This is a genomic window from Collinsella aerofaciens, assembly GCF_039062315.1.
Classification (GTDB): domain Bacteria; phylum Actinomycetota; class Coriobacteriia; order Coriobacteriales; family Coriobacteriaceae; genus Collinsella; species Collinsella aerofaciens_BG.
Genome location: NZ_JBCJBG010000003.1, coordinates 40,165 through 66,768, shown reverse-complemented (window position 1 = coordinate 66,768; position 26,604 = coordinate 40,165). Strand labels below are relative to the sequence as shown.

At 62.6% G+C, this 26,604-nt stretch carries 16 protein-coding genes; 13 read left to right on the top strand and 3 right to left on the bottom strand.

Going from position 1 to position 26,604, the window contains the following annotated elements:
• Nucleotides 1-93 precede the first annotated feature (93 nt).
• Nucleotides 94-1,260, top strand: coding sequence for a lactaldehyde reductase (fucO, locus tag ABCP74_RS02330; protein ID WP_022094861.1), 1,167 nt, complete (start codon nt 94-96; stop codon nt 1,258-1,260).
• Between the two features lie 603 nt (nt 1,261-1,863).
• Nucleotides 1,864-2,907 carry a M42 family metallopeptidase gene (locus tag ABCP74_RS02325; protein WP_226790537.1) on the top strand — a complete coding sequence of 348 codons (1,044 nt, stop codon included), beginning with the start codon at nt 1,864-1,866 and terminating at the stop codon, nt 2,905-2,907.
• Nucleotides 2,908-3,062: 155 nt separating this feature from the next.
• On the opposite strand, the gene mnmA is transcribed toward ABCP74_RS02325, so the two are convergent.
• The gene (gene mnmA / locus ABCP74_RS02320) at nt 3,063-4,325 is read right to left on the bottom strand and encodes a tRNA 2-thiouridine(34) synthase MnmA (RefSeq protein WP_226790536.1); all 1,263 of its coding nucleotides are present in this window, start codon (nt 4,323-4,325) and stop codon (nt 3,063-3,065) included.
• 17 nt (nt 4,326-4,342) lie between these two features.
• Nucleotides 4,343-5,281 (bottom strand): cysteine synthase A, encoded by a 939-nt coding sequence (gene cysK / locus ABCP74_RS02315; protein ID WP_217108004.1) that lies wholly within the window; start codon nt 5,279-5,281, stop codon nt 4,343-4,345.
• Nucleotides 5,282-5,534: 253 nt separating this feature from the next.
• Here cysK and ABCP74_RS02310 point away from each other — a divergent pair, with 253 nt between their 5' ends.
• Nucleotides 5,535-5,963, top strand: a complete 429-nt coding sequence (locus ABCP74_RS02310; RefSeq protein ID WP_022094857.1) for an RrF2 family transcriptional regulator — start codon at nt 5,535-5,537, stop codon at nt 5,961-5,963.
• A gap of 142 nt (nt 5,964-6,105) precedes the next feature.
• On the opposite strand, the gene ABCP74_RS02305 is transcribed toward ABCP74_RS02310, so the two are convergent.
• The gene (locus ABCP74_RS02305; RefSeq protein WP_196032327.1) at nt 6,106-6,471 is read right to left on the bottom strand and encodes a phage holin family protein; all 366 of its coding nucleotides are present in this window, start codon (nt 6,469-6,471) and stop codon (nt 6,106-6,108) included.
• A gap of 324 nt (nt 6,472-6,795) precedes the next feature.
• Here ABCP74_RS02305 and ABCP74_RS02300 point away from each other — a divergent pair, with 324 nt between their 5' ends.
• The 10 genes from ABCP74_RS02300 to ruvB all read left to right on the top strand — a co-directional run bounded on the left by ABCP74_RS02300 (nt 6,796) and on the right by ruvB (nt 26,529).
• The gene (locus ABCP74_RS02300) at nt 6,796-7,095 is read left to right on the top strand and encodes a YerC/YecD family TrpR-related protein (protein WP_022094855.1); all 300 of its coding nucleotides are present in this window, start codon (nt 6,796-6,798) and stop codon (nt 7,093-7,095) included.
• A 220-nt stretch (nt 7,096-7,315) separates the two neighbouring features.
• A complete protein-coding gene (locus ABCP74_RS02295) occupies nt 7,316-10,414 on the top strand; it encodes a PD-(D/E)XK nuclease family protein (RefSeq protein WP_217108003.1) in 3,099 nt (1,032 codons plus the stop codon).
• A 3-nt stretch (nt 10,415-10,417) separates the two neighbouring features.
• On the top strand, nt 10,418-14,050 hold the full coding sequence (locus ABCP74_RS02290; protein ID WP_217108002.1) for a UvrD-helicase domain-containing protein: 3,633 nt from the start codon (nt 10,418-10,420) through the stop codon (nt 14,048-14,050).
• 175 nt (nt 14,051-14,225) lie between these two features.
• Nucleotides 14,226-18,029, top strand: coding sequence for a DNA polymerase III subunit alpha (gene dnaE, locus ABCP74_RS02285; protein WP_217108001.1), 3,804 nt, complete (start codon nt 14,226-14,228; stop codon nt 18,027-18,029).
• Nucleotides 18,030-18,087: 58 nt separating this feature from the next.
• Nucleotides 18,088-21,552, top strand: a complete 3,465-nt coding sequence (locus ABCP74_RS02280; protein WP_343000677.1) for a DEAD/DEAH box helicase — start codon at nt 18,088-18,090, stop codon at nt 21,550-21,552.
• A 165-nt stretch (nt 21,553-21,717) separates the two neighbouring features.
• Nucleotides 21,718-22,080 carry a desulfoferrodoxin family protein gene (locus tag ABCP74_RS02275; RefSeq protein ID WP_089572163.1) on the top strand — a complete coding sequence of 121 codons (363 nt, stop codon included), beginning with the start codon at nt 21,718-21,720 and terminating at the stop codon, nt 22,078-22,080.
• Nucleotides 22,081-22,197: 117 nt separating this feature from the next.
• Nucleotides 22,198-24,183, top strand: a complete 1,986-nt coding sequence (locus ABCP74_RS02270) for an NAD(+) synthetase (protein ID WP_217107999.1) — start codon at nt 22,198-22,200, stop codon at nt 24,181-24,183.
• A gap of 137 nt (nt 24,184-24,320) precedes the next feature.
• Nucleotides 24,321-24,842, top strand: coding sequence for a crossover junction endodeoxyribonuclease RuvC (gene ruvC, locus ABCP74_RS02265; RefSeq protein ID WP_035137351.1), 522 nt, complete (start codon nt 24,321-24,323; stop codon nt 24,840-24,842).
• The gene (ruvA, locus tag ABCP74_RS02260) at nt 24,842-25,462 is read left to right on the top strand and encodes a Holliday junction branch migration protein RuvA (protein WP_217107998.1); all 621 of its coding nucleotides are present in this window, start codon (nt 24,842-24,844) and stop codon (nt 25,460-25,462) included. The genes ruvC and ruvA overlap by 1 nt, the downstream gene beginning before the upstream one ends.
• Entirely contained in the window at nt 25,462-26,529 is a 1,068-nt protein-coding gene (gene ruvB / locus ABCP74_RS02255; RefSeq protein WP_118079537.1) for a Holliday junction branch migration DNA helicase RuvB, read from the top strand. The genes ruvA and ruvB overlap by 1 nt, the downstream gene beginning before the upstream one ends.
• Nucleotides 26,530-26,604 lie beyond the last annotated feature (75 nt).

Below are 26,604 nucleotides of genomic sequence, written 5' to 3'. Positions count from 1 at the left end.
TGACGTTCTCACGTGTTTTTCGTTTCAAAAGCGTTAGGATGGGACTCATAGCGTGGGCGTAATGGGCGCCCCGCACACGATGGGAGGCTATCAATGGCTAATCGTTTCGTTCTCAACACCATTTCTTATCATGGTTCCGGCGCCATCAAGGAGATCCCCGGCGAGCTCCAGCGTCGCGGCTACAAGAAGATCTTCGTCTGCTCCGATCCCGATCTGGTCAAGTTTGGCGTTACCGCCAAGGTGACCGACGAGCTCGACGCCGCCGGCATCGCTTGGAGCCTCTACTCCGAGATCAAGCCCAACCCCACCATCCAGAACGTCAAGGACGGCGTCGAGGCCTTCAAGGCCGCCGAGGCTGACGCTATCGTGACCATCGGTGGCGGCTCCTCCATGGACACCGCCAAGGCCATCGGCATCATCATCAACAACCCCGAGTTCGCCGATGTCCGCAGCCTCGAGGGCGTTGCTCCCACCAAGAACCACGCCGTGTTCACCATCGCTGTGCCGACGACCGCCGGTACCGCCGCCGAGGTGACCATCAACTACGTCATCACCGACCCCGAGAAGGTCCGCAAGTTCGTGTGCGTCGACACCAACGACGCCCCCGAGGTCGCCGTCGTCGATCCTGACATGATGGCTTCCATGCCCGCCGGCCTGACCGCTTCCACTGGCATGGACGCTCTGACCCACGCCATCGAGGGCTACACCACCAAGGGTGCCTGGGAGCTCTCCGACATGTTCCACTTTGAGGCTATTAAGCTGATCAGCGAGAACCTGCGTGACTCCGTCGCCGAGGCCAAGTCCGGTCAGCCCGGCTCCGGCCGCGAGGGCATGGCCCTTGGCCAGTATGTCGCCGGCATGGGCTTCTCCAACGTTGGCCTGGGCATCGACCACGCCATGGCTCACACCCTGTCCGCTCACTACGACACCCCGCACGGCGTCGCTTGCGCCATGCTGCTGCCGATTGCCATGGAGTTCAACAAGCCGGTTTGCGCTGAGCGCCTGGCCAAGGTTGCCGTTGCCATGGGTGTTGACACCACGGGCATGAGCACCGACGAGGCTGCCGACGCCGCTATCGCCGCCGTCAAGCAGCTTTCCGCCGACGTGAACATCCCGCACGTCTGCGAGGCCATGAAGGCTGACGAGATCGAGGTCCTGGCCAAGGACGCCATGGCCGACGCCTGCTTCCCGGGTAACCCGCGCGAGGCAACGCTCGACGACGTCATCGAGCTCTTCAAGAAGATCTGCCCGGCTGCCTAACCCAGTTTGGTGGTCCTTCGCCCGTAGGCGTATGGTCTTTTGACTTGCCGCTGGCCCCGCCGTGCTACGCACGGCGGGGCTTTTTGTGCTGCGTCAATGTCCTGAGACGGGCAAAACCAAGGCGTACTGCCCGCTACGGATAGGTGGTGCACTTTCCAGCGTGCATTTTTGGGAGTATTCAGCAAGCTCTTAAAAATGCATAACATTGTGAATGGGCCGAGTGGCCCGCAGGCGCCCATCGACAGCCATTGTGGGCGGGCTATCGATGAGTGGAGGGGGTTGTTACTGAGTTTCTGCTTTGCGACAACCTGCAACACTGTTGTAACCGCTTCATTTTGTCGTTCGTGATGGGGCCGTTGGGGCCCACGGTGCTGAATACTCCGTTTTTTGCACGGTCCAAGGTGGGGCACCCTGAGACGAAGCAAAAAGATGTCTCATTTCTATGCAAATACCGATAGGATTTATGCAAGATTGGGATTGTAAACCGTGCACGTGCACAAAACCGGTGCGGGGACGTCTGGAGGCGGCTCGGCTCCTGGGGCATTGCACGTGCAGAACGGTTAAAATCGGGACTCGGTCTTAGTTTTACTTGGAAGGATGCATATGACTTCTAATATTGATGCTTCTCTAGGGGAGACGCTCTCCTATATCGCAGGACAGCTTAAGACGCTGACTTCTATTGCTTCGCCTACCGGCTATACCCGTGCGGCGACTGATTATCTAATGGAGACCCTGCGCGATATGGGATTTGGCCCCGAGCGTTCCAATAAGGGTAACGTGCTCGTTGAGCTTGGTGGCGAGGGTGAGCCGCTCGTACTGGCGAGCCATGTCGATACCCTGGGCGCCATGGTGCGTTCCATTAAGGACAATGGTCGCCTGCGCCCCACGACGCTCGGCGGGCACCAGTGGTCTACGGCCGATGGAGAGAACTGCACCGTCTACACGCGCGACGGCAATGTCTACACGGGCGTGGTTCTTAACACCGAGCCTTCGGCGCATGTGGCCGATGAGCCGGTCAAGACCATCGAGAAGAACATGGAAATCCTGCTCGACGAGAATGTCGACAGCAAGGACGACGTGCTTGAGCTGGGCATTCAGACTGGTGACATCATCGCCATGGATCCGCGTACCACGGTGACGGAGAGCGGCTACATTAAGAGTCGCTTCTTGGACGACAAGCTGTCGGCGTCGATTCTGCTGGGCTTGGCGCGTGCCGTCGCCGCTGGCGAGGTGACGCTTTCGCGCAAGGTGTCGCTGCTCTTTACCGTGTACGAGGAGGTCGGCCACGGTGGTGCCTTTGTGCCGGCCGACACGCGCGAGATGATCAGCGTGGACATGGGTTGCGTGGGCGACGACCTAGGCTGCACCGAGCGCATGGTTTCGATCTGCGCCAAGGATTCGGGCGGTCCGTACAATTACGACCTGGTGACCACGCTATCCAATATCGCGCGCGAGCTCGAGCTTGATTACGCCATCGACGTGTACCCGCATTACGGCTCGGACGTTGAGGCCACGCTTTCTGCCGGCTACGACATCCGTCACGGTCTGATCGGTCCCGGCGTGTACGCGAGCCACAACTACGAGCGCAGCCACATCGACGGTGTGCGCAACACCTACGAGCTGGTTCGCGCCTACGTTCAGCGCTAGACGCATTTATAGCGCGTGGCAAGTTAAGAGCGTCCTAGCCGGTATAACGTTGCCGGCAGGGGCGCTCTTGTGCGTTGCGGTGAAATAGGGACTGTTTGGCGGTTTTAAACGCTTAAACAGTCCCTATTTCACCGCAACTTATGAAGGGGATGGGACTACTTGATAGCTGCCGTAACGGTGCCGCCGCCCAGGACGATGTCGCCGCGGTAGATAACGACTGCTTGGCCGGGGGCGATGGCTCGCTGCGGCTCGTCAAAAGTCAGCAGCATTTGCCCGTCTTCGCCGCGCGTAAGGGTCGCTGCCTGGTCTTTCTGACGGTAGCGGTACTTGGCACCTACGCGAATGCCACCGGACGTGAGCTCTGCCTCCATGCGATCGGCAGGGGTGCTCCAGATCCAGTCATTGGCCGTGAGCGCCGCGGCGGTCAGGTCCTCTGCCTCGCCCAGATGCACGGTGTTGTTGACGGCGTCGACGCCCGTTACGTACACGGGGTGCGCCATCGCGACGCCCAGGCCCTTGCGCTGGCCTATGGTATAGCGCAGCGCGCCGTTATGGCGTCCGACCACGCTGCCGTCGCGCCACACAATGTCGCCCGGTGCAGCGGGATGTCCGCAGCGGCGCTCGATATAGCCTGCGTAGTCGCCGTCCGCGATAAAGCAGATGTCCTCGCTCTCGGCCTTCTTGGCGTTGATGAAGCACTGCTCGGCGGCAATGCGGCGCACGTCGCGCTCTTTGTCCAGCCCGGCCAGCGGAAAGATCGTGCGCGACAGCCGCTCCTGCGTGAGCGAATACAAAAAGTAACTCTGGTCCTTTTTGGGGTCCTCGCCGCGATGCAGCTGCCAGGTGCCGTCGGGCGCCTGGCTCGTTTTGGCATAGTGGCCTGTGGCGATGTAGTCGCAGCCCATATCGAGTGCCGCATCGAGCAGCGCGCCAAACTTAATATGGCGGTTGCAGATGATGCACGGGTTGGGCGTCAGCCCCTCCTGGTAGGCGGTCACGAAGCGCTCGATAACATTGCGGTCGAAGGTCTGCTGTAGGTCGAGCACATGGTGGGGTATCCCCAGGCGCTCGGCGACGGCCTTTGCATCGGCGATGTCGCGATCGACCTTACTCATGCCCGTGACGGGATCGGGCGCGGGACAGGTGAGGCGCATGGTGGCGCCGACGCATTCGTAGCCCTGGCTTTTGAGCAGGTACGCAGTCACGCTGGAATCGACGCCGCCGCTCATGGCGACGAGCACGCGCTTGTTGTGCATGGGGAGGTTCTCCTTGGTGGCATGTGGCCAAAAAAGAAAAGCGGCGCGGGAGGCTGGTTCCGCGCCGCAGACATTGTAGCAAGTTCGGACGTCTCGTGGGACACCCTGATGGGATGGGCTCAGGCTACCGGGAGAGGGGAGACCGGTTCGCCCTGGGCTCAACCTATGGGCGACGGGCCCTAGCCCTGGAAGAGTGCCGTGGACAGGTAGCGCTCACCGGTATCGGCGAGCAGCGCCACGATGGTCTTGCCCTCGTTCTCGGGGCGCTTGGCCAGCTGTAGCGCGGCCCACACGGCGGCGCCGGACGAAATGCCCACGAGCACGCCCTCCTTGTGGCCCACGGCGCGGCCGGTGGCAAAGGCGTCCTCGTTCTCGACGGGGATGATCTCGTCGTAGACTCGGGTGTCGAGGACGTCGGGCACAAAGCCGGCGCCGATGCCCTGGATCTTGTGCGGGCCGGCCTGGCCCTTGGAGAGCACCGGGGAGGTGGCGGGCTCGACGGCGACGACCTGAATCTCGGGGTTCTGCTCCTTGAGGAACTCGCCCACGCCGGTCACGGTACCGCCGGTGCCGACGCCGGCGACGAAGATGTCGACCTTGCCGTCGGTGTCATCCCAGATCTCGGGGCCGGTCGTGGCTTTGTGGATGGCGGGGTTGGCGGGGTTCACAAACTGGCCGGCGATAATGCTGTTGGGGGTCTCCTTCTGCAGCTCCTCAGCCTTGGCGATGGCGCCCTTCATGCCCTTGGAGCCGTCGGTGAGCACGAGCTGTGCGCCGTATGCCTGCATAAGCTTGCGGCGCTCGACGGACATAGTCTCGGGCATGGTGATGATCACCTTGTAGCCGCGGGCGGCCGCCACCGAGGCGATGCCGACGCCGGTGTTGCCGCTCGTGGGCTCGATGATGGTGTAGTCGCCGCCGCGCACGAGCTTGCCTGCCTTCTCGGCCTCGTCAATCATGTTCTTGGCGACGCGGTCTTTAACTGACCCGGCGGGGTTGAAGTATTCGAGTTTGACGAGCACACGAGCCTTGAGGTCCTCGTCGGCCTCAAAATGAGTGAGCTCCAGGAGCGGGGTGTGGCCGATAAGCTGATCGATGGACGTGTAAACCTTGCTCATGGTGAACCTCCAAAGTGTTCAAGTTGCTGGTTGCCGTGTGGTTTCACGGTGCGTGTAGCAGCTAAACCCATAAACCTTATAGGTTGTTCGTTTAGCTGTTGGGAAGCATACTAGACACTAAAGCCTAGTAATGCAATAGGAAATAGAAGATTATTACGAGCTGATTAACCATCTTGACCGGAACGGGTATTTTCAAAACCAATTTTTCGGCTAGAATTTCTACGGACTAAATGACCGAAAGGCAGCACTATACATGTTGGTTTCTACAAAGGGCAGATATGCCCTGCGCGTTATGGTCGATCTGGCCGAGCACCAGGCGGCCGGTCGCATCCCGCTCAAAGAGATCGCGGCGCGACAGGGGATTTCCGAGAAATATCTCGAGAACATCTTGGCTACGCTCGTGCGCGCCAACATGCTTTCGGGCATGCGCGGCAAGGGCGGCGGCTACGTGCTCACGCGCCCGCCCGAGCAGTACACGGTGGGCGAGATCCTGCGCCTGACCGAGGGCAGTCTGGCACCGGTTGCATGCCTGGATGGCGACTGCAAGGGCTGCTCACGCTCGGATGAGTGCCCCACGCTCGACGTGTGGAAGAACCTGGACAAGCTCATCAACGACTACCTCGACGGTGTGACACTCGATCAACTTGTCGCTCCCAACCATGGCTACGACTACGTCATCTAACCCACACCTGCCATTTGGGGACGGGGTAGAAATGGTAGATTCTCTCGCCCTTTGAGACTTGACAAATAAGAAGGCCGCCCATTTTTGCGATGGGCGGCCTTCGTTTTGGGCTGTTGAGACGGGCACGGCCGGAATGGCCGTTTTAGTCCTCGGCGATGCTGTCGAGGATGCTGCGCGTGATGGATACCAGGATACTGCCCATAAAGGCCGATCCAAAGCTGGCGATGGAGATGCCCGCGCCCAGCAGATTGACCGACAGGTAGCTGGCCAGCTCGAGCATAAAGCTGTTGACTACGAGCTGAAAAACACCAAGCGTAATAATAGTGAGCGGCAGTGAGATGACGGTCAGGAACGGTTTGACGAACGAATCGACAATGTTCAGGAACAGTCCCACAAAGGCAAAGCAGACCCAGGTCTCGGCAAAGCCGAAGGGTTGGATACCGGGGACGAGGAACGTGGCGATCGCGATGGCGATCGAGGTGAAGAGCCAGTTAAGCATAAAGCGCATGGCGTGAATCCTTTCTTGCGCCGGGATTGCTGGCGTCGCGTGAAGCGGCTTACGGCGGCGACCTGGATGGTTGCGCGGGCGCGCCGCGGTGTTTGGGCGCCCATTGTCTCAAATATTCGTGGAGCTTACGTGCGCATATGGTTTCTAAACGGCGTTCGTCCTGAAAAACGCGCCGCTGGCAGAGAGTCTTGTCGCTTTAGTTTGGTGGTGTGCTACACTGCTACGGGCAAAAGCCACAGGCGTTGCCCTATTGCATAGAACGGGTGAACGATGCCCGATGTCAGTATCAACTTCGATGCCTTTTGGCGGGTTTGGCGGTGATCGATGAATATCGAGAACATGTTTGACAAGCCTGATGTCAAGCAGCTGGTCCACGCATTTAGCCTTTTGGACGACGAGAAGGATATCCAAGCGTTTTTGACCGATATCTGCACGCCGCGCGAGATTTGCGACCTTTCTCAGCGTTTGCAGGTTGCGCGCTATTTGGACGAGGGCGAGCCTTATGTTGAGGTTCAGGCCCGTACCGGCGCTTCGTCCACCACGGTGAGCCGCGTTTCAAAGGCGCTGAACGGCGAGTACGGTGGCTACCGCAAGATCCTCATTAAGTTGGAGGATGGCGAGTAGGCCAGCGACAACATTGAATTACGAAGAACCGTCCCTCCGGGGGCGGTTTTTTGATCCCTTGGGGACGGAGGAAAACGGATCACCGGGTTAGACTGACCCCCACTGTGATCCATTTTCCTCCGTCCCCAAGGGATCAAATCTGTTGGCGTGGGGCAAATCTGTCCGCGTGGGCGGGTAGGATGGATGCATTGATTATTGCGAACAGTTTGAGCGGAGGACCATGCCTGTTCGAATCTATACCACCAATGCCGGCACGGATTTGAGCGATGCCGAGTCGGCGCTGCTTGCCGACCTTATTGCCCGTCACGGGCGTGCCGTGTTGCTGGCACCAACGTTTGCCGAGCTCGACCTGTGCCGTCATGATGCGGCGGAAGCCGGCGTTTCGCTGGGTATCGACTACAAGACGCCCACATCGTGGCTTCGCTCGCTTTGGGAGCTTTTGGGCGACGGGCGCGGTTTCGTCGACAACCTGCAGCGCCAGATGCTGTTTTCGGACATGGTCACGCGCCTCGATGATGCCGACCTGCAGCCGCTTTCGCGCAGCCAGGGCACGGTGCGCATGCTCGCGCGCATGGCCCGCGATGTGCTGCCGGGCGTAGCGGGGACGGGTGCCGAGCGCTGCTGCGGCGACGTTTGCCGTCCCGATCCCAAGAGCGACGCCGAGGCTCGCGTATTCGAGCTTTTGCGTGCCTACGCGGGCGGTTTGGACCGTCGAGATATGGTCGAGCCCTGCGAGGCAGCCGACATTATGGCCGGTGCCCTGGCCGATAGCCTGCCGGCGTGCGCCCGCGCCGTATGCGTGCGCGGTATCACGTCGTTTACGCACGGTCTGCTCGAGCTGCTGTCTGCCGTGGCGAACAATGGGGGAGAGGTCGTCGTGCTACTTGACCGCGAGCAGGCGGCGATGCGCGAGGAGCTTGCCACGGCATTTGATGCCCGCGGTGTGCTGTTTGAGATTGCGCCGCTGGGGGAGGACGCCGTCGCGTCTGATGTCGCTTGCGGGGCCGCCGCTCAGCCTGCCTTTATTGAGGTCGCCGGCCCCCATGCCCGTGCTCATGTCTATGCGGACGCCATCGATAAGTTGGTGAAAGCGCACAAGGAGTCCAAGGCCGATAAAGCTACTGCAACGCCCGCCGACCCTGTGCGCGTGCTCGTTGTTTCTGCTCGGGCATCCCAGCTGTTCGGTGAGCTCGCCTCTCGTCTGGCGGCGCGTCACATTGCGTCCGAGACGACCGAGTTCACGGCGTTTTCCCAGTCCATCGCGGGCAGGCAGTTTACGGCGCTCGCCAACCTGATCGAGCGTATGAAAGCCGCCGACGAGGGCACCGCTTCCAAGACCGAGTGGTGGCCCGCTCCAGAGCTTACCGACTGGATTTATAGCCCGCTTTCGGGTACTGACGCCGCGAGCGCCCGCGGCTTCGACAAGAACATGCGCCTGTCGCGCAGCAAGACCACTGCGGGCGTCAAGAGCCTGCTGCAGAGCGTGCAGGGCCAGGTGAGGGGCGCCCGCAAGGCCGCCAGCGAAGAAAACTGGTTTAAGAACGTGCCATGCGTGGTCTCGGACGTGTTTCAGGCGCTGTGGCGCGACAAACCCGTGACGGCGCTCAAGGCCATGCTCGCCGTTGCAGAGGCGCTGCCCGATCGCGCTCTAGGCGGTCTTGACGGCCAGGCCCGTCGCCAGGCGGAGACGGCTTTGCTGCGCCATGCCATCGACATCCTTATGAATGATGCTCGCGCGCTCGACGTGTCGCAGGCCGCGACCGTGCCGGTTCTCGACGGCGTTCGAACCAAGGTGGACAAGCGCAGTACCGCTTACGATTACGCGACCTACGAGGTCGATCGCACGCCACGGGCACAAGTGCGCTTCGTGTCGCTTGCCGATGCGTCGGTTTTGCGTCCTGGCGGCTACGATGCCGTGCTGTTTGCCGATGTCGACCTGGACAGCTATCCGCTTTCGCACGAAGAGGGCCCGCTTGCCACATTGACGGCCGAGCTGCGCCGCGACGGCGTGTCTTTGGAGCCCGCCGCCCTGTTGCGCGTGCGCTTTGGCCGTGCGATGCAGGCGGCGAGCGGTCCGGTCGCGCTCGCCCGCGTGACGCACGATCGCCAGGCGCGCGAGTGCTACCCGGCAGCCGTATGGACCGAGCTGCGGGCACATGCCGAGGCCGCTGGCGCTGCCAAGCCCACGCGCGTGGGCGAGGGCGATATCATCGCCGACTTTGATCCCGCTGCAGGCGAAGGTTTTAGGCGCGAGCGCGTGACCTGCGAAGCTCCTCAGCATCTGAGCGATGAAGCCATTCCGTATCTGGTCCTGCGCCGTCGCGATGGCGAGGGCGAGGACGCGCCGCTCGTGCCGCGTCTGACGTCCGCCTCGCAGATCGAGGCCTATTCTACCTGCCCACTGTGCTGGTTCGTTTCGTATCGCGTCAAGCCCCAGTCTATCGACGCGGGCTTTGGCAACATGGAGAAGGGCAACTTTGTCCACGACGTGCTGGAGCATCTGCATGCCCGTCTGCCCCAAGAGGGCATGGAGCGCGTGACGCCCGAGAACCTGCCGCGCGCACAGGAGCTGCTGCGCGAGGTCTTTGACGAGACCTTGGCCGAGCACGCCGGCAAGCGCGGTGCCGAGGGTCCGCTCGTGCCGCTCTCTCCGGTAGAGGAACGTCAGGTGGCCGAGATTCTGCCGCAGCTGGAAGGCGTGCTCGCCTACGAGTCCGAGGCACTTGCCCCCTTTGCGCCACGCTACCTTGAGTTCGCCTTTAATGAGCTTAAGGTCGAGTATGCCGGTTGGCCGCTCGGCGGGCGCATCGACCGCGTGGATGTGGACGCCGAGAACCGCGCCGTGGTAATCGACTACAAGCATCGTTCGGGCGTTGAGGAGTTTAAGCTTGCCGACCCCACGGTGCGTGACGAGGAGACGGGCGAGGCTCCCATCGACGACCCGCGCTGGCTGCCGCCCCATACCCAAACGCTCATCTACGCGCAGGCCATGCGTCGGGCACTGGGCTTGGATACCCGTGCAGCGCTCTATTTTTCGACCAAGGGCGGCAAGCCCGCGCTGCGCGGTGCGGCGAGCGCCGAGTTGCTCGAGGAAGAGCGCGGTGACGGTCGCATCCCGGGCCTCAAGAAGGGCTTCCCGGGCGAGGGCGGCAGCATGGACTTCGATGCCCTGCTCGATCGCGTGGAGGCCGGCATCGCCGAGCGCCTGCGCGAGCTCGAGGCGGGCAACGTTGCCGCCGTCGACCCGGCGTCGGCTCAGGCCGCGCATGCGCGCTGCTCGTATAACCACGAAGGAACGTTTGTAAGGAGGGACGTGTAGACCATGGATCTTTCGACTTTGATGCCGCAACAGCTGCAGATTGTCAAAACGCTCGACCGCCCGCTGTTTGTCTCGGCGGGCGCCGGTTCGGGTAAGACCTTTACCCTCACGCGCCGCATCGTCTATGCGCTCTCGCCCGAATCCGGTCCGTTCGTTGAGCATCTGGACCAGGTGCTCGCCATTACCTTTACCAAAGATGCCGCGGCCGAGATTCGCGACCGCGTGCGCCGTGCGCTTATCGACGAGGGCATGGACGAGGAGGCACTGACCGTCGACGACGCGTGGATCTCGACCATTCACGGCATGTGCTCGCGTATCCTGCGCGCGCATGCGCTGGAGCTGGGCATCGACCCCGAGTTCACGGTGCTCACCGATACCGACGAGCTTATGGACCAGGCTGTTGAGCACGTGCTGGCCCGCGCGACGGCACCCGATGCCGCCCCCGAGCTCGCGGCATCGCTCAAGGCCCTCTATGCCTGGTATCCCATGGCGGGCGAGGGCGGTTCCTTTGGCACCGGCACGACCATCAAGGGCCTGGTGCGCGACCTGCTGGAGCTGTCGAGCCAGTTGCCGGGCGGTATGGACGACGTGCGCGTGGCGCGCGGCCAGGCCGATACCTCGGCGCTCGCCGATGCCTATCGCGCGGCGCTGGGCGCAAGCAAGTCCTCGACCGAGAAGGCGCAGGCGGCGCTCGATGCCATCGACGCGTTCGAGGCGAGCGACAAGACCATGGTCGATGCGGCGCGACTCATGATGTCGTGCACCATGCCGCGCGCGAGCAAGGCGTTCCCCAAGGAGCAGGTCGAGCTGCTCAAGGCCGAGGCCGCCGATGCGTTTATCAATATCGTGCTTGCCTGTGGTGGCCCGGCGCTCGATGCGTTGGTGGGCCTGGCCCGTTCCGTGGAGGCCGAGTATCGCGCGCTGAAGGCTGCCCAGTCCGCCCTCGATAATAACGACCTGCTGCGTATGGCTTACGAGGCCCTGCGCGATTACCCTGCCATCCGTGCTGCGTACGAGGGCCGCTTTAAGATGGTCATGATCGATGAGTTTCAGGATACCGACCAGATGCAGGTCGATCTGATCCGTTACCTGACGGGTGCGGGGGAGCGCGCGCTGTGCACCGTGGGCGATGCGCAGCAGTCCATCTATCGCTTCCGTGGCGCCGAGGTCGAGGTGTTCCGTCGTCAGGAGCGCAAGGTGGGCTCGTCTGCCGCGCCCGAGGCGACTGCCGTGGTCGACGCCCCTGCCGGCGAACTCGTCAAACTCGTGCGCAACTTCCGCAGCCACGACGAGGTGCTGCGCTACGTGGCGCGCGTCTTTGACGGCGACACCGGTGGTTTGATGCAGGGGTTCTTGGATCTTGAACCGAGCGACAAACGCAAGGACAAGCTCAAGGCAAAGGCTTCGCGCCGCCAGGCGCTGTTCGTTGCCGGTGGCAGCACGCAGGAGCGAACGCAGGCGAAAGCTCGTGCAATTGCCGAGCGGTTCCAAGCGCTCGTCAAAGCGGGGCAGCCCCAGGGCGATATGGTGTTGCTGCTGGGTCGCATGACCAATGCCGACGTCTACGCACAGGCCTTCCGCGACCAGGGGCTCGACTGCGTCATCGCGGGCGGCTCAGTCTTTGCCCAAGCTGCCGAGGTGCAGACGGTGCGCGCCCTGGTCTGCGCGCTCGCCAATCCGGCCGATACGGCGCAGGGTCTTATGCCGCTGTTGGCCTCGCCGATGTTTGCACTCGGCGCCCAGGAGTTCCTGGCGCTGGCGACCAAGCTCGACGAGCAGACGGACGAGACGTCGCGCCGCAACATCGATGCGGGTATCATGAGCGATTCCGATGTGCCGGGCTTGCAGGGCTTGCCGCTCGTAACGCGCGCCCGTGAGGTGCTGCGCTACGCGCTTCGTCGCGTGGGGCGTGATTCGTTCGCTGCCATCGCGCGCGACGTGGTCAATGCCTCCGGCTGGTTCGTGCGTCTGGCGCAGCGCGGCCCCGAGGGCAAGGCCATTGCCGCCAACGTGCTCAAGGCGCTCGATGCCGTGGCCGAGGCAGAGGCCGAGCATGGCAATTCTCCGCGCTCCATCGCGCTCGCCTTCGACCGCTTCTTGGCGGGCAAGGAGGCCCCGGGCGCCCTCAACGAGGAGGGTGACGGCGCGGTACGCATCATGACCGTGCATGCGTCCAAGGGCTTGGAATATCCGGTCGTGGCGGTTGCCGAGTGTTTTGGCGTGCGCAAATCGTCCGGTGCGGCACAGATGGGTCGCGTCGAGGGCGGAGCGCAAGTCGTGGCGCTGCCGGCGCGCTTCGATGGCGTTAAGCTTGCCGACGGAACCTTCGTGAAGGGCGATGACGTCAAAAAGCAGTTTGAACACGCGTTTAAGGGCAAGGGCACGTCGCTGTGGCTGCCGCCAGAGCTTATGGAGGACGTATGCGCGACGGGCTCTCCCGCCGAGGCATTTGCCCGCCTGCGCAACGACGACCTGCAGCTTTCGCTCGAGGAACGGGCCCGCTTGCTCTACGTTGCCATGACGCGTGCGGGCGAGCTGGTGATCTTGGCGATGGACGCCGGCGTGAGCCGTGGCAAGGTGACGGCGCCGACCTTCGATGTCGAGACGGACCTGACCTACGACGTCCTGCGCCGCATCCTGCCGACCGACAGTCTGGACATGCCGCAGCTCGATAGCGACCGCCTGGTGTTCGACAACTCCCAACCGGGCGACTACGAGCTCATTTCGCTGACGGACTTTACGTTTGGCGAGCAGGCGTTTGAGGCCAACGCTTCGCTGGATGTCGAGGGCAGGCTTGTTCGTGGCGATGTCGATACAGATACTGCCGACGATTCGGCCAGTACAATCGTCCCCGGTCCTGCCGACCCCGAGCCCGATGCGTTTGAGCTCGTGTATCCCCAGGCAGCGGGCGTGCGCATGGGTGTCTGTCCGTATCAGATGCGTGATTCGTATAGCTACTCGTCAATCGCCGCGGCGCTCCATGCCGAGGCGGAAGACCGTGCCGCCGAGGCTCGTGTTCCCATGGACGAGTCCGGCGATGATGCGGAGTCGGATGGTTCCGAGATGACGGATGCAGACGTGGCCGCCGTCGAGCCCGTTGGCAACCCCATGGCGCTGGGCTCGGCCTTCCACGCTGCCTGCCAGTGGCTCATCGAGATGGGTGCCGATGCGCTGCCCGCTGCGCGCGCCGATGCGCTGGCGCGTCTGTGGCGCCTGACGCCGGAGCAGCGCGGGCGCTTCGATGCCGCCCTGAATCGCTGGCTCAAGTCGGCGGTCCGTGCCGAGCTGCTTGCCTGGCCGTGCGTTCGTGCCGAGGTACCGTTCTTCTCGCTGGGTTGCGAGGACGAGGACATTGCCCGCTACGGTGCATATGCCGAGGGCGCCATCGATGCACTGGCCACCGACCCGGCCGATCCGTCGCGCGCACTGGTCATCGACTACAAGACGGGCGGCACGCCGGACGAGACGCCGGAGCAGCTGCAGGAGAAGCACGCCCTGCAGGCGCGCGTCTACGCTGATGTTCTGCATAAGGCGGGCTTTGAGGCCGTGACCGTCAAGTTCGTTCGCGTGGAGCAGGCGAATCCAACCATCTTCGTCGAACCCGCCGAACCTCAAGTGGTCACCTATAACTTCTAATCCTCAGATAACTTGCGGTGGAATACGGACTGTTTTGGCCAAAAAAGCCGCCAAACAGTCCGCATTTCACCACAACTCAAGAGGAGCCGTGTGGGTTTGGCTAGGTTCGGGTGCCGTCCGCGCCGTGCGGTAAAATCGTTCAGTCAGAACACGAACCCGCATCGGAGCTCATCATATGGCATTCGTCCATCTGCACAACCACACTGTCTTCTCCATGCTCGACGGCGCAACCCGTATCCAGGATATGGTCAATCGTGCCGTTGAGCTTGGCATGCCCGCCGTGGCCATTACCGACCACGGCTACATGTACGGCGTGCCCGACCTGGCGCTGGCCTGCGACGCCGTCAACCACAACACGCCCGAGTACAAGACATGGAGCCACGACAAGGCCTTCTTGGAAAAGGATCGCCGCGACGAGCTGGTGGAGCCCGACCCCGAGGCAAACCCGCGCGAGCATGCCCAGTATGTGAAGGACATGGCCATGTGGGACGAGAAGGGCAACATCGACGAGCTCAAGCCGCCCCTGGTCATCAAGCCCATCTTTGGCTGCGAGGTCTACTTTACGCCGGACGAGACGCTCGCCCGCGACCATAAGCCCGAGCTCTACCACATGATCCTTCTGGCCAAGGACCAGGAGGGCTACGTCAACCTGATGCAGACGGTTTCCGAGGCCGCCGTGCAGGGCTTTTACTACAAGCCGCGCGTGACGCTCGACAACCTGCGCCGCCACGCCAAGGGCATGATCTGCACGAGCGCCTGCATCGCGGGCATCATCCCCAAATACATCGACCGCGGCGACATGGAAGGCGCCATCAAGTGGGCCGAGACTTTCCGTGACACCTTTGACCCCGGCGACTTTTACATCGAGATTCAGGAACACGGCATTACCACCGATAACGGCCTGACCGACGAGCAGATGGACCGCACGCTCATCGATATCGCCAAACAGGTGGGCGTCAAGGTCATCGCTACCAACGACTTTCACTACCTGCGCCGCGAGGATGCGCCCGTGCAGGACGTCATCATGTGCATTGGCATGAACGCCAAGGTCGATGACCCCAACCGCATGCGCATGACCGGCTCGGAGTTTTATATGAAGACCGAGGAAGAGATGCGGGCGATGTTCCCGTATTGCCCCGAGGCCTGCGACAACACACTCGAGATCGCCGACAAGTGCTACGTGGAGCTGGACTGGGACTCCATCATCCTGCCGCGCTTCCCGTTGCTCGATCCCGGCGAGACGCACGAGAGCCAGTTCCGCCGCGAGTGCGAGAAGGGCCTGCGCCAACACTACGGTGACGACTGGGCCACGCGCGAAATCTGTGGCGTCAACATCAAAGAGCGCTTTGAGTACGAATACAAGGTCATCTGCGACAAGGGCTTTGCCGCCTACTTTTTGATCGTCGCCGAGTACGTGCAATGGGCCAAGGACAACGGCATCGGCGTCGGTCCCGGCCGTGGCTCGGCCGCCGGCGCTATCGTCGCCTACGCCATGAACATCACCGCGTTCGACCCGCTCGAGAACGGCCTGATGTTCGAGAGGTTCCTGTCCCCGCAGCGTACCGAGATGCCCGATATCGATATGGACTTCGACGATGAGCGGCGCCTCGAGGTCGTGGAGCACGTTCGCCAGCTCTACGGTCCCGAGAAGGTCACCCACGTCATCACCTACTCGACCATTAAGGCCAAGCAGGCCATCAACGACGCCGCGCGCGTGCTGGACTATCCGGTCTACATGGGCCAGCGCCTGTCCAAGATGGTCTCGAGCGACCCCAAGGTCAAGCTCAAGCAGGTGCTCGAAAAGCAACCCGGCAAAGAGGATCTGTTTAACCCCGACTTTGCCGAGGCCTATAAAAAGGACGACGACGCCCGCCGTATCATCGACACGGCGCTCTCGATCGAGGGCCTCACCCGTGGCGAGGGTGTGCACGCGTGCGCCGTCCTGATCTGCCGCGATCCCGTCAACGAGCATGTGCCCACCAAGCTCGATACCAAGGGCGGCGTCGAGATTACCCAGTACGAGGGTCATACCGTTGCCGACATGGGCCTGCTCAAGATGGACTTCTTGGGCCTGCGCACGCTGACGGTTATCTCCAAGGCCAAGGCAAACATCAAAAAGAACTTCGGCATCGACATCAAAGAGGAAGAGATTCCCTTTGACGACCCCGAGATCTTTAAGCTCATGGGCTCCGGTCACACCGCCGGCGTCTTCCAGGTCGAGTCCGCCGGCATGACGGCCACGATCAAGAACATGAAGCCCACCGAGTACAAGCACGTCGTGGCATTGATCGCTCTATACCGCCCGGGCCCGCTGGGCGCCGGCATGGTTTCGTCCTACATCAACCGTATGAACGGCAAGGAGCCGGCCGTCTCCTACGACGACCGCCTGGACGACATCCTGGGCGAAACCTACGGCACCATGGTCTACCAGGAGCAGGTTATGCTCATCTCCGTTGAGATGTGCGGCTTCTCCAAGGGCGAATCGGACTCGCGTATCCGTAAGCCCGTGGCTAAGAAAAAGATCAAGCTGCTCACGTCGACGGTGCTCCACTGGGAGGATGGCTCGGACGAGACTACCTACGACCACTGGATGAACGGCGCTATCAAGAACAACTACACGCGCGAGGTCGCCCAGAAGATTTGGGACGATGTTCTCGAGTTCGCATCTTACGCCTTTAACAAGTCGCACTCCGCCGGCTACGCCATCCTGGTTATGCAGACGGCGTGGCTCAAGGCGCACTATCCGCACGAGTACATGGCGGCCGTTCTGACGTCCTATACGGGCAAGACCGACAAGATCGTTCACTACGTCTCGGCGTGCCGTCACGACGGCATCCCCGTGCTGTCGCCAGATGTCAACGAGTCCGGTACCGAGTTCACGGCTACCAAGGAAGGCGTGCGCTTTGGTTTGGCTGGCATCCGCGGCGTGGGCACCGGCGTGGCGCAGGCGATTATCGCCGAGCGCGAGGCGGGCGGCCCGTTTAAGACGCTGCACGACTTTGTCGAGCGCGTGGACTCGAGCCAGGCTAACCGTCGCGTGATCGAATCGCTCATCAAGGCAGGCGCCTTTGACTCCACGGGGTATCCGCGTCGCCAGATGATGCACTTTGTGGACAAGAACAACCCCGAGAACATCATCGATGCCGCCGTGAAGCGCCAGAAGGATCGTGCGAGCGGCCAGACGTCGTTCTTCGATATGTTTGGCGACGTTGAGGGCTCGGGCTTTGAGGTGAGCGTGCCCGATCCGGATGGCCAGGAGTGGGACCGCCACCTTAAGTTGAGCCAGGAGAAGGAGGTTCTGGGCATCTATGTCTCGGACCACCCGCTGCGCCCGTTTGAGTATGCGCTAGCCAAGGCACGCGACTTCTCGTTCTCGCAGATCGATACCGGCTACGAGGTGCAAAACCCCACGGGCGGTACCATCAACCAGGAGATTCCCGAGGGCAAGGCGCTGTGGTGGGCCGGCATGGTCTCGAGCGTGTCCAAGCGCGTGACCAAAAACGGCGACCCCATGGGCATCGTGCAGCTCGAGGACATGGAAGGCGAGGCCACGGTCGTGGTGTTCCCCAAGACCTACAAAGAGGCCGAGGGATACCTGTACGGCGAGGTCGATCCCGAGACCGGTGCTCAGCTGTCCGATGCGTTTGTGCGCATTAAGGGCAAGCTCGAGCGCTCGGACCGCGGCGACCAGATCATCGCGCAGGAGATCGTGCCGCTGGAGCTTAACGAGGAGAGCAACAAGCCCAAGGTGTTTGAGGTCATGGTGCCCAACAACCGCTTTAGCCAGGGCAATATGGCGCGTCTTGCCACGGTGCTTACCGCCAACCCGGGCGGCGACCGCGTGGAGATCTTTATCGAGCAGGTGGACGGGCGCGTACTGCGTGCCGAGGTGCCGGCCAAGGTCAACGCACGCTCGATTCCGCTGCTAGCCGAGGCAAAGGCCATCGTGGGCAACCAAGGCAGAGTGACGGTGATCTAAAATGATTTTTTAATCCCCGTCCCAGAAAAATCATCCGGTGGGTGGATTGGAGGAAGTGATGGCGCAGGGGACGTTTGTGCAGGCGCTCCGGAAAGAGGCGGCGCTGAGCGGCACCTTTATGAAAGGGCGTTCGCTCATGCTCAACGGTGCCGTGCTGTCGATCGAGGACAACGGCTCGCGCTTCTCCAAAAACGTGACGCTTGAGGGTGCAGTGCGCGGCTCGCGTGGCGACCTGTACAAGACGCACGTGGCGCTCGACATGGACGAGCGCGAGGTGATCGACTACGACTGCGATTGCCCTGCTGCCTATCGCTACCCCGGCATGTGCAAGCACGCCATCGCCACGGCGCTGGCGTATCTGGACGCAAGCGGCACCGAGCCCGTCGAAGGTTTACGCACGCCGGTCCGCACGTTTACGGCGGCGCCCAAGCAAGCCGCGCGTCCCGCGTCCGCCGCACCGGCGGTCAACCCTAACTTTCCCTTCCCGGCGCCAGTTCCCACGAGCCCGAGCCTCATGAAGGCGCTCTCCGATCTTTCGGACGCGCGCATGGATGAGTTGGCGGGCATGCGCCGCAAGCTCGCCGGCACTGTCGACCCCGATGCCCCCAAGGCGGTGTTGGAGCCCTCGTTGGTGCCGTACTACAATCCACTGTTCGCCGACCGCTTTAGCTGGGCGCTCGAGCTTCGTATCCGCTGCGGCTCGGTGTCCTACGTGGTCAGGGACATCGACGGCATGGCCGCCGCCTATGTGCGCGGCGGCACGTTCTCGTACGGCAAGAAGCTCACGTTCCTCCATGCGCCCGAGGCCTTCGACGAGGTTTCGGTGCGTCTGCTCGACCTTGTTGTGGCAACGGTTGTGTATCTGAGCGACATCACGAGTTCGCGTTCGGCGTCGTACGATTTTGCACGCAGCGGCTTTGTCGCCGAGCGCCAGCTGCCGCTGTCCGAGCATGACATCGTATACATGCTGGACTTGCTGCGTGGCCGGACCATTTCCTTTGAGCCCGCCTGGTCGCGGGGAACGACGACGCATCGTTCCTACGAGGTTGCGGTTGAGTTGTCGCCGGTGGGGGAGGACGAGGCCTCGGCAAAACAACCGCCGCTCCTTGCCGCCAAGATCGCGCCGGCGGCTGGTGGCAGCTACGATCTGCGCCTGCCGGCCGATGCATACTGCTTTGCTTCGGGCGACGTTGCCTATCTGGTCGACACCCGCCGTGCGCGCCGCGCCGATGTGGCGTTTGCCCAGCATGCGGCGCCGTTTCTATCGCGTTTGCTGCCCTGTCGCACGCCGGTCCATATCGCTGCCGACCAGGTGGGGGAGTTCTGTCGTATGGCGCTGCCCATTTTGCGCGACTACACCGACCTCACCGCGCCCGCCGCGCTCGATACCGTGGCACCCGAGCCGAGCTTTGCTATGGCGATCGGCGTCGATGATGGGCTCGTGACCTGCAAAATTACGGTTACCTACGGCGATTGGTCGGCGGATCTCTTTAGCCTGGGCGCTCCGGGCAGTCTCTTCGAAGAGCAACGCCCTGGCGTGCCACCCCGCGACGAGGTGGCGGAGTTTCGCGTTATGGACACGGCGGCCCTGTACTTCGATTTCTACGAGGGCGGTCTGGCGTTCGAGGAGCGCGATGACGCCCGCTTGTTCTGCCTGCTGACCGAGGGTCTGTCTGCCCTGTCCGAGCTGGGTGAGGTCATGCTCAGCGACCGTCTGCGCCAGATTTCGGTCCGCCCTGCGCCCAAGCTCTCGGTTCGTGCGACCGTCAAGAGTAACCTGCTCGATGTCGAGCTGGGCGCGAGCGGGCTTTCGGCTGCGGACCTTGCCGTCTACCTCGACTCCTATAAGCGTCACCAGACGTTTGCGCGTCTCACGTCGGGCGATATCATTCGCCTGGACGAGGGGGCGCGCGCCGCGTTTGGCCTTGCCGAGGATCTGGGGGTCGATGCTGTCGACCTGCTCGACGGTGTGTCGCTTCCCGCGTCGAGTACCCTGTTCGTCGACAGCATGCTTGCGCGCACGCCCGCGCTCGAGGCCGATCGCGACGCTGCGTTCCGCCGTACCGTCGAGCGCCTGGACACGCTCGGCAAGATGGACTTTACGGTGCCGGTCTCGCTCAAGGCCACACTGCGCGGCTACCAGGTCGACGGATACCAGTGGCTCGGCTCGCTCGAACACCTGGGCCTTGGCGGCATCTTGGCCGACGACATGGGCCTGGGCAAAACGCTCCAGATGATCGCGCATATCCTGGCGCGCGTGGAGGCGGGGGACACCAAGCCCACGCTCGTGGTATGCCCGGCCTCACTCGTGTACAACTGGACTGCCGAGCTGGAGCGCTTTGCGCCCTCGCTCGATGTTTGCGCAATCGTGGGCGCCAAGGCGCAGCGTCGCGTGCAGATTGCCGGCGTGGCTGAGCATAACGTGGTCGTGACGTCGTATGACCTTATGCGCCGCGATATCGATGAGTACGCCGGGCAGGATTTTGCCCGCGTGGTGCTCGACGAGGCCCAGTACATTAAAAACCCGCTCACCCAGGTGGCACGTGCCACCAAGCGCCTGCCGGCCGGCGTGCGCTTTGCCCTGACGGGCACGCCCATCGAAAACCGCCTATCCGAGCTCTGGAGCATCTTCGACTTTTTGATGCCGGGCCTGCTGGGCACGCGTGAATCGTTTGCAAAGCGCTTCGAAAGCCCCGTCGAGCATGCCGAGGGCGATAGCGCCGCTCGCCTGCGGGCGCTCGTGTCGTCGTTTGTGCTGCGCCGTGTTAAGGAAGACGTGGTGGCCGACCTGCCCGAGAAGATCGAGGACACCGTCATGGCGCAGCTCACCGGCGAGCAGCGCAAGCTCTACCTGGCCAACCAAGACCGCATCGCCCAGCAGGTGCAGCACCGCGAGGCATCCGAGTTTAAGAAAGACAAGCTCAAGGTGCTCGCCGAGCTCACCAAGCTGCGCCAGATCTGCTGCGACCCGCATCTACACTACGAGGACTACAAGGCGGGGAGCGCCAAGCTCGACGCTTGTATGGAACTCGTGCACGGTGCGCTCGACGGCGGGCATCGCATCCTGTTGTTCAGCCAGTTTACGGGTATGCTCGATATCATCGGCAAGCGTTTGGCCAAGGAGGATATCGCCTTCCTTAAGCTCACGGGCGCTTCGTCTAAGGAGAGCCGCGCCAAGATGGTCGTGCAGTTCCAGGCGGGCGCGGTGCCGGTGTTTCTGATCTCGCTCAAGGCGGGCGGCGTGGGCCTCAACCTGACGGCGGCCGACGTGGTCATCCACTACGACCCGTGGTGGAACGTGGCCGCGCAGGACCAGGCGACCGACCGAGCGCACCGTATTGGCCAGCAACATACCGTGACCGTGTACAAGCTCATCGCTAAGGACACGATTGAGGAGCGCATCATGCAGATGCAGGAGTCCAAACGCGACCTGGTCAACAGCGTGCTCGGCGGCGACGGCATCTCCTCGGCGCTGTTTACCCGTGAGGATGTTCTGGCGCTGCTCGGCGGCGACGGGCGCTAGCCGCGCGCGGGGTGGGACTGCTGGAGTGGGCAGGACGGTCGACGCATTTTAGCCTGACCGCTTGCCTGATCCGTTATGTGTTCATTTGCAATGCCGTGGATGGTTCGTCTGCCTTTGGGCATAAGAACCATCAAGAACATCGGCACATCAGCAAAGGAGAACATCATGGCGAAATTCTTTAAGGACCCCGACGGTAAGCTCATCGCCGCTCTTGGCAACGACGTTGCAACCCCTGCCGGTTGCACGGAACTGACCGCAAACACTGAGGACGCGGCGCACGAGAAGCACGTGCCTGTTGTCGAGACCGAGCGCGACGGTCATGTGATTCGCGCCCGCGTTGGCTCGGTCGAGCACCCCAGCCTGCCCGAGCACTACATTGAGTGGATCGCCCTTGAGGCCGAGGGCCGCTTAGAGGTCCATTACCTTGAGCCCGGCATGAAACCCGCGACGTTTTTCGCGGGCGGCTCCAAGACCGGTACCGTCTACGCCTACTGCAACCTGCACGGGCTGTGGTCCGCGACATTCTAGGAGCGCGCCCCCGCTCGGGGTATCATAGCTAGCATATGCACATGCAAGCGCCGACTGCATTATGCGGCCGGCGCTTTTACTACGATTTCGATGGTTTACGACGGAAAGGGCTGAGCCATGAAGCTCGCGCTTGCACAGATCGATATGCGCCTGGGTGATATTGAGGGCATTTGCGGCCGCATCGAGGACCAGGCTCGTCTGGCCCACGAGCGCGGAGCGCGCGTGCTGTGCGTTCCGGCTCCGCTCTTTATGGGCGCCATGCCCGGTGGCCTGGTGGGCGCTGCCGACTTTGAGCACGACATGCTTGCCGGCTTGACTGGTGTCGCCGAGCGTATCCAGGAGCTTGACATGATCTGCATCGTGCCCGCGGCGGTTTCGTTTGAGGGCCAGCCGCTGCTCGACTACATGATGCTCAAGGACGGTCATGTGGTGCCGGCGCGTTCGAGCATTGCTTTGCAGCGTGGCGAGAACAACGACACGCGTTGGGCGCCGCCGGTGTTCGACGTGGACGGCGTGCGCATCGCCGTGATTTTTGACTTGGACCGCGAGCTCGAGATGTTGCCGACCGGCGTCGACCTCATCGCGTATTTCCAATTCAACGCGTTTGACATGACCGACCGCGAGACTGCCGCCATTGCCGCCGTTCGCAGCGGCGCCTACCGCAAGATCGCATCCAAGCGCAGCGTGTGGTTTGCCTGCATGGCGCCGGTCGGTGCCTATGACGAGTCGGTGTATACCGGCGGTTCGTTTGTGCTCGACGACTGCGGTCGCGTGGTGGCCCAGGCGCCGTGTTTTGAGGAGAGCCTGCTGGTTCAGGAGATTCAGCGTGGCGTGATGCTCGATGCCCTGGAAGATCACGAACTGCCCGAGTTCCGTTCCGAGGAGTGGCTGTGGCAGGCGCTGGTGCTCGCCGTGCGCGACAACGCCCGAGCCCACGGTGCGTCGCGTGCTGTGATGGCACTCGAGGGTGACTTGCCGTCGTCTTTGCTGGCGGCGCTGGCCGTCGACGCTCTGGGCCCGCGTAATGTGATTGGCCTGGTGCTGGGGCGCAACCGTATCTTTACGCCGGCGCAGGAAGAGGCCGAGGCTGCCCGCTGTGCCGCCGTCCGCGCCATCGCCGAGCGTTTGCACATTCGCACCGTCGAGCGCGATGCACCGGATGCGGCGCGTGTGCTCGATCGCGACGTGTCGGCGGGCGATGCCGAGCGTCTGCGCTCGCGCACGTTGGGCCTCATGCTGGAGGACACGGCGCTCGAGCTGGGTGCGATGGCGCTGAGCCCGCTGTCCAAAACCGAGTACGCGCTGGCGGCGCCGGCGCTTTGCGGCGGCTATCAGGGCGATTACGCGCCTTTTGGCGATGTGTACCTGTCGACGCTTGAGTTTGTGGCGCGTGTGCGCAACCGCACGTCTTCTGTGGTGCCCCAAGAGCTCGTGACGCTCAACGCGGTGGAGGATTGCATGGAGCGTGTGCTGGCGCAGGCGCTCTCGACGCTCGACGGTCCGGTCGATATGCTCGACCGCGCGGCACAGCTGCTCGGCGGGCTTGAGCCGGGTGAGGTCGATGGCGCGCTCGAGGCGCACGTGGACCGCAATCGATCTTTCGACGATATCCCGATGGTCGCTGGCAAGCCTGAGGCCTGCTCGCTGCTCCTGATGCTCGCTCGACAGGGTGAAGCTGCCCGCCGCATGTTGCCGACGGCGCCGATCGTCTCGGCCCGTTCGTTTGCCGAGCGCTCCTGGCCGTACATGCTCGCGTGGTCCGACCTGGGGCTTAACGGCAAGGAGCGTATGACGGTCGATTCGCTGGCGCGCGCCGAGGTGCGCCGTTTTGCCGACGAGGATACGAGCGAGCGCGTGCGAAACGAGATGATGGGCGTGCTGGGCGAGCTACTGGGTATTTCGCCCGAGCAGATGGAGGAGCTGCGCTCTGAGGACGGTCAGCGTCGTTTGCACGAGGGAATGAAAAAGTTCGAGGGCGAGGTTCAGGACGCCATCGATAAGATGATGGGCGGTCAGGGCGGCTCGCAAGGTAGTCCCCAGGGTGGCCCGATGCCGCATCCGCCGGTGGATCCGAGGCAGTTCCCCTTTTTCTCGCAGAACTAAACTGGGGATGGGATTCGCTCTCAGCCCCGATACTTCATCTAAGCATCTTGACCCCGTTGTGTTATTCTAGAACAGACGTTCGTGAATGATGCGCGGGGCCTTGTCTTGCGCTGCGCTTGTGGCGAGGGGAGGTCGGCTTGGTTATCTTGGGTATCGACCCTGGTTTGGCCCATACGGGTTGGGGGATTATCGAGGAGCGGCGTGGCGAGGTTCGCTGCCGTGCCTACGGTTGTATCGAGACCAGCGCGGGCAGCCCGCTCGCAGTGCGCCTGTCGCATATCGCCCGCGACCTCAAGGGCGTCGTCGAGCGCTACCGTCCCGATACCGCGGCTATCGAGAGCATCTACTTTGGCGCTAACGTTCGCTCGGCCATCCCCACGGCGCATGCCCGCGGTGCCGCGCTCGTGGCGCTTTCGGAGTGCGCGCTCGAGATTGGCGAGTATACGCCCATGCAGATTAAGCAGGCTGTTGTGGGCACCGGCGCCGCGGACAAACGGCAGGTCGCGTATATGGTTCGTACGCTCACACAGCTCGATCACGACCCGCACCCAGACCATGCCGCCGATGCCCTGGCTTGCGCCATCTGTCACGTTAACCTAAGCCGTACCCGGGCGCTTACCGGCGGCGAGTTCTATCAACAGAGAGGAACCGGATACTGATGATCTCCCAGCTCCATGGAACGCTTGTCGAGGCCACGATGAGCTCGGCCGTCGTCGATGTATCGGGCGTGGGCTTTGAGCTCGGTATTTCGGGCAGCACTGCCGCCACGCTGCCTACGCCCGGCGGCGAGGTTCGCCTCTATACCCGTATGCAGGTGCGCGAGGACGCCGTGACGCTCTTTGGCTTTGCCTCCAAGGACGAGCGCACGATGTTCGATCGGCTCGTTTCCGTCTCGGGCGTCGGTCCGCGTCTGGCACTTGCCGTGCTTTCCACTTATACCGTGGGACAGCTGTATTCCCTGGTGATGGCCGAGGACGACAAGGGCATGGCCAAGGTGCCCGGTGTAGGCAAAAAGACCGCCCAGCGCCTCATCTTAGAGCTCAAGAGTACCTTTGCCAAGGACAAGGGCTTTGTTCCGGTCGACGTAATCCCCGGTCAGGTTGCGATGCCGGTCCCCGCCGCCACTCCCTCGGCGATCGATGATGCCCGCGCGGCGCTCCTTTCCATGGGCTTTAGCCCGCAGGAGACCGAGGTTGCCCTGAGCGGGTATGATGGGCAGGATATGCGTGTCGAGGACCTGCTCGGCGCGGCGCTTAAGCGACTCGGAATGGATGCGTGATGTGGGAAGCCGATGACTCTCAGGACCTGTGGGCGACGCCCGGCAACTCGCCGGCGGCATCCATGGCGCACGGTGAGCGCATGGTGGGCTCGGAACTGACACCCGAAGACCTCGATGTCGACCGTACCCTGCGTCCCCAGCGCCTAGACGACTACTGCGGTCAGGAGCATATCAAACAGAGCCTGCGCGTGCTGATCGAGGCGGCGCAGAGCCGTGGCGAGACGCTCGATCACGTGATCTTCTCGGGTCCTCCGGGCCTGGGCAAGACCACGCTGGCTACCGTTATCGCCAACGAGCTGGGCGCTCAGATCAAGACGACGAGTGGTCCGGCTATCGCGCGTACCGGTGACCTGGCAGCCATTCTGACTAACCTGCAGCCGGGTGACGTGCTGTTTATCGACGAGATCCACCGTCTTAACCGTTCGGTCGAGGAAGTCCTGTATCCCGCTATGGAGGACTTTGCGCTCGACATCGTGATCGGTAAAGGCCCGGCCGCTCGCTCGATTCGCCTAGATATTCCCAAGTTTACGCTGGTGGCGGCAACGACCCGTTCGGGTATGCTGACCGGCCCGTTGCGCGACCGCTTTGGCATTTCGTATCGCCTGGACTACTACACGGTCGAGGAGCTTGCTCAGATCGTGACGCGCTCGGCGACCATCTTGGGCGTGACGATAGACCATCCGAGCGCGCTCGAGATCGGCTCGCGCTCGCGTGGCACGCCGCGCTTGGCCAACCGTCTGCTCAAGCGCGTGCGCGACTATGCGCAGGTGCGCGGCAACGGTCCTATTGAGCTTGATATTTGCCGTCAGGCGCTCGAGTTTTTCGAGATCGACGAGCTTGGTCTGGACTGGATGGACATTCGAATTTTGGAGACGCTTGCCAAGACGTTCTCCGGCCGTGCCGTGGGTCTGACGACCCTTGCCAGCGCGGTAGGCGAGGACCCGGGTACGCTCGAGGATGTCTATGAGCCCTATCTGCTGCAGTGCGGCTTGATGATTCGCACGCCCCAGGGCCGCCAGGCAACCTTGCGCACCTTTGAGCACTTGGGCATCGAGCCAGCCGTTTAGAGGCGGGTTTGTTTTGGCTGGTCTGTAGGCTATCGCTGAGCATTGGATAAACATATCGCCATTCATCGGTTACGG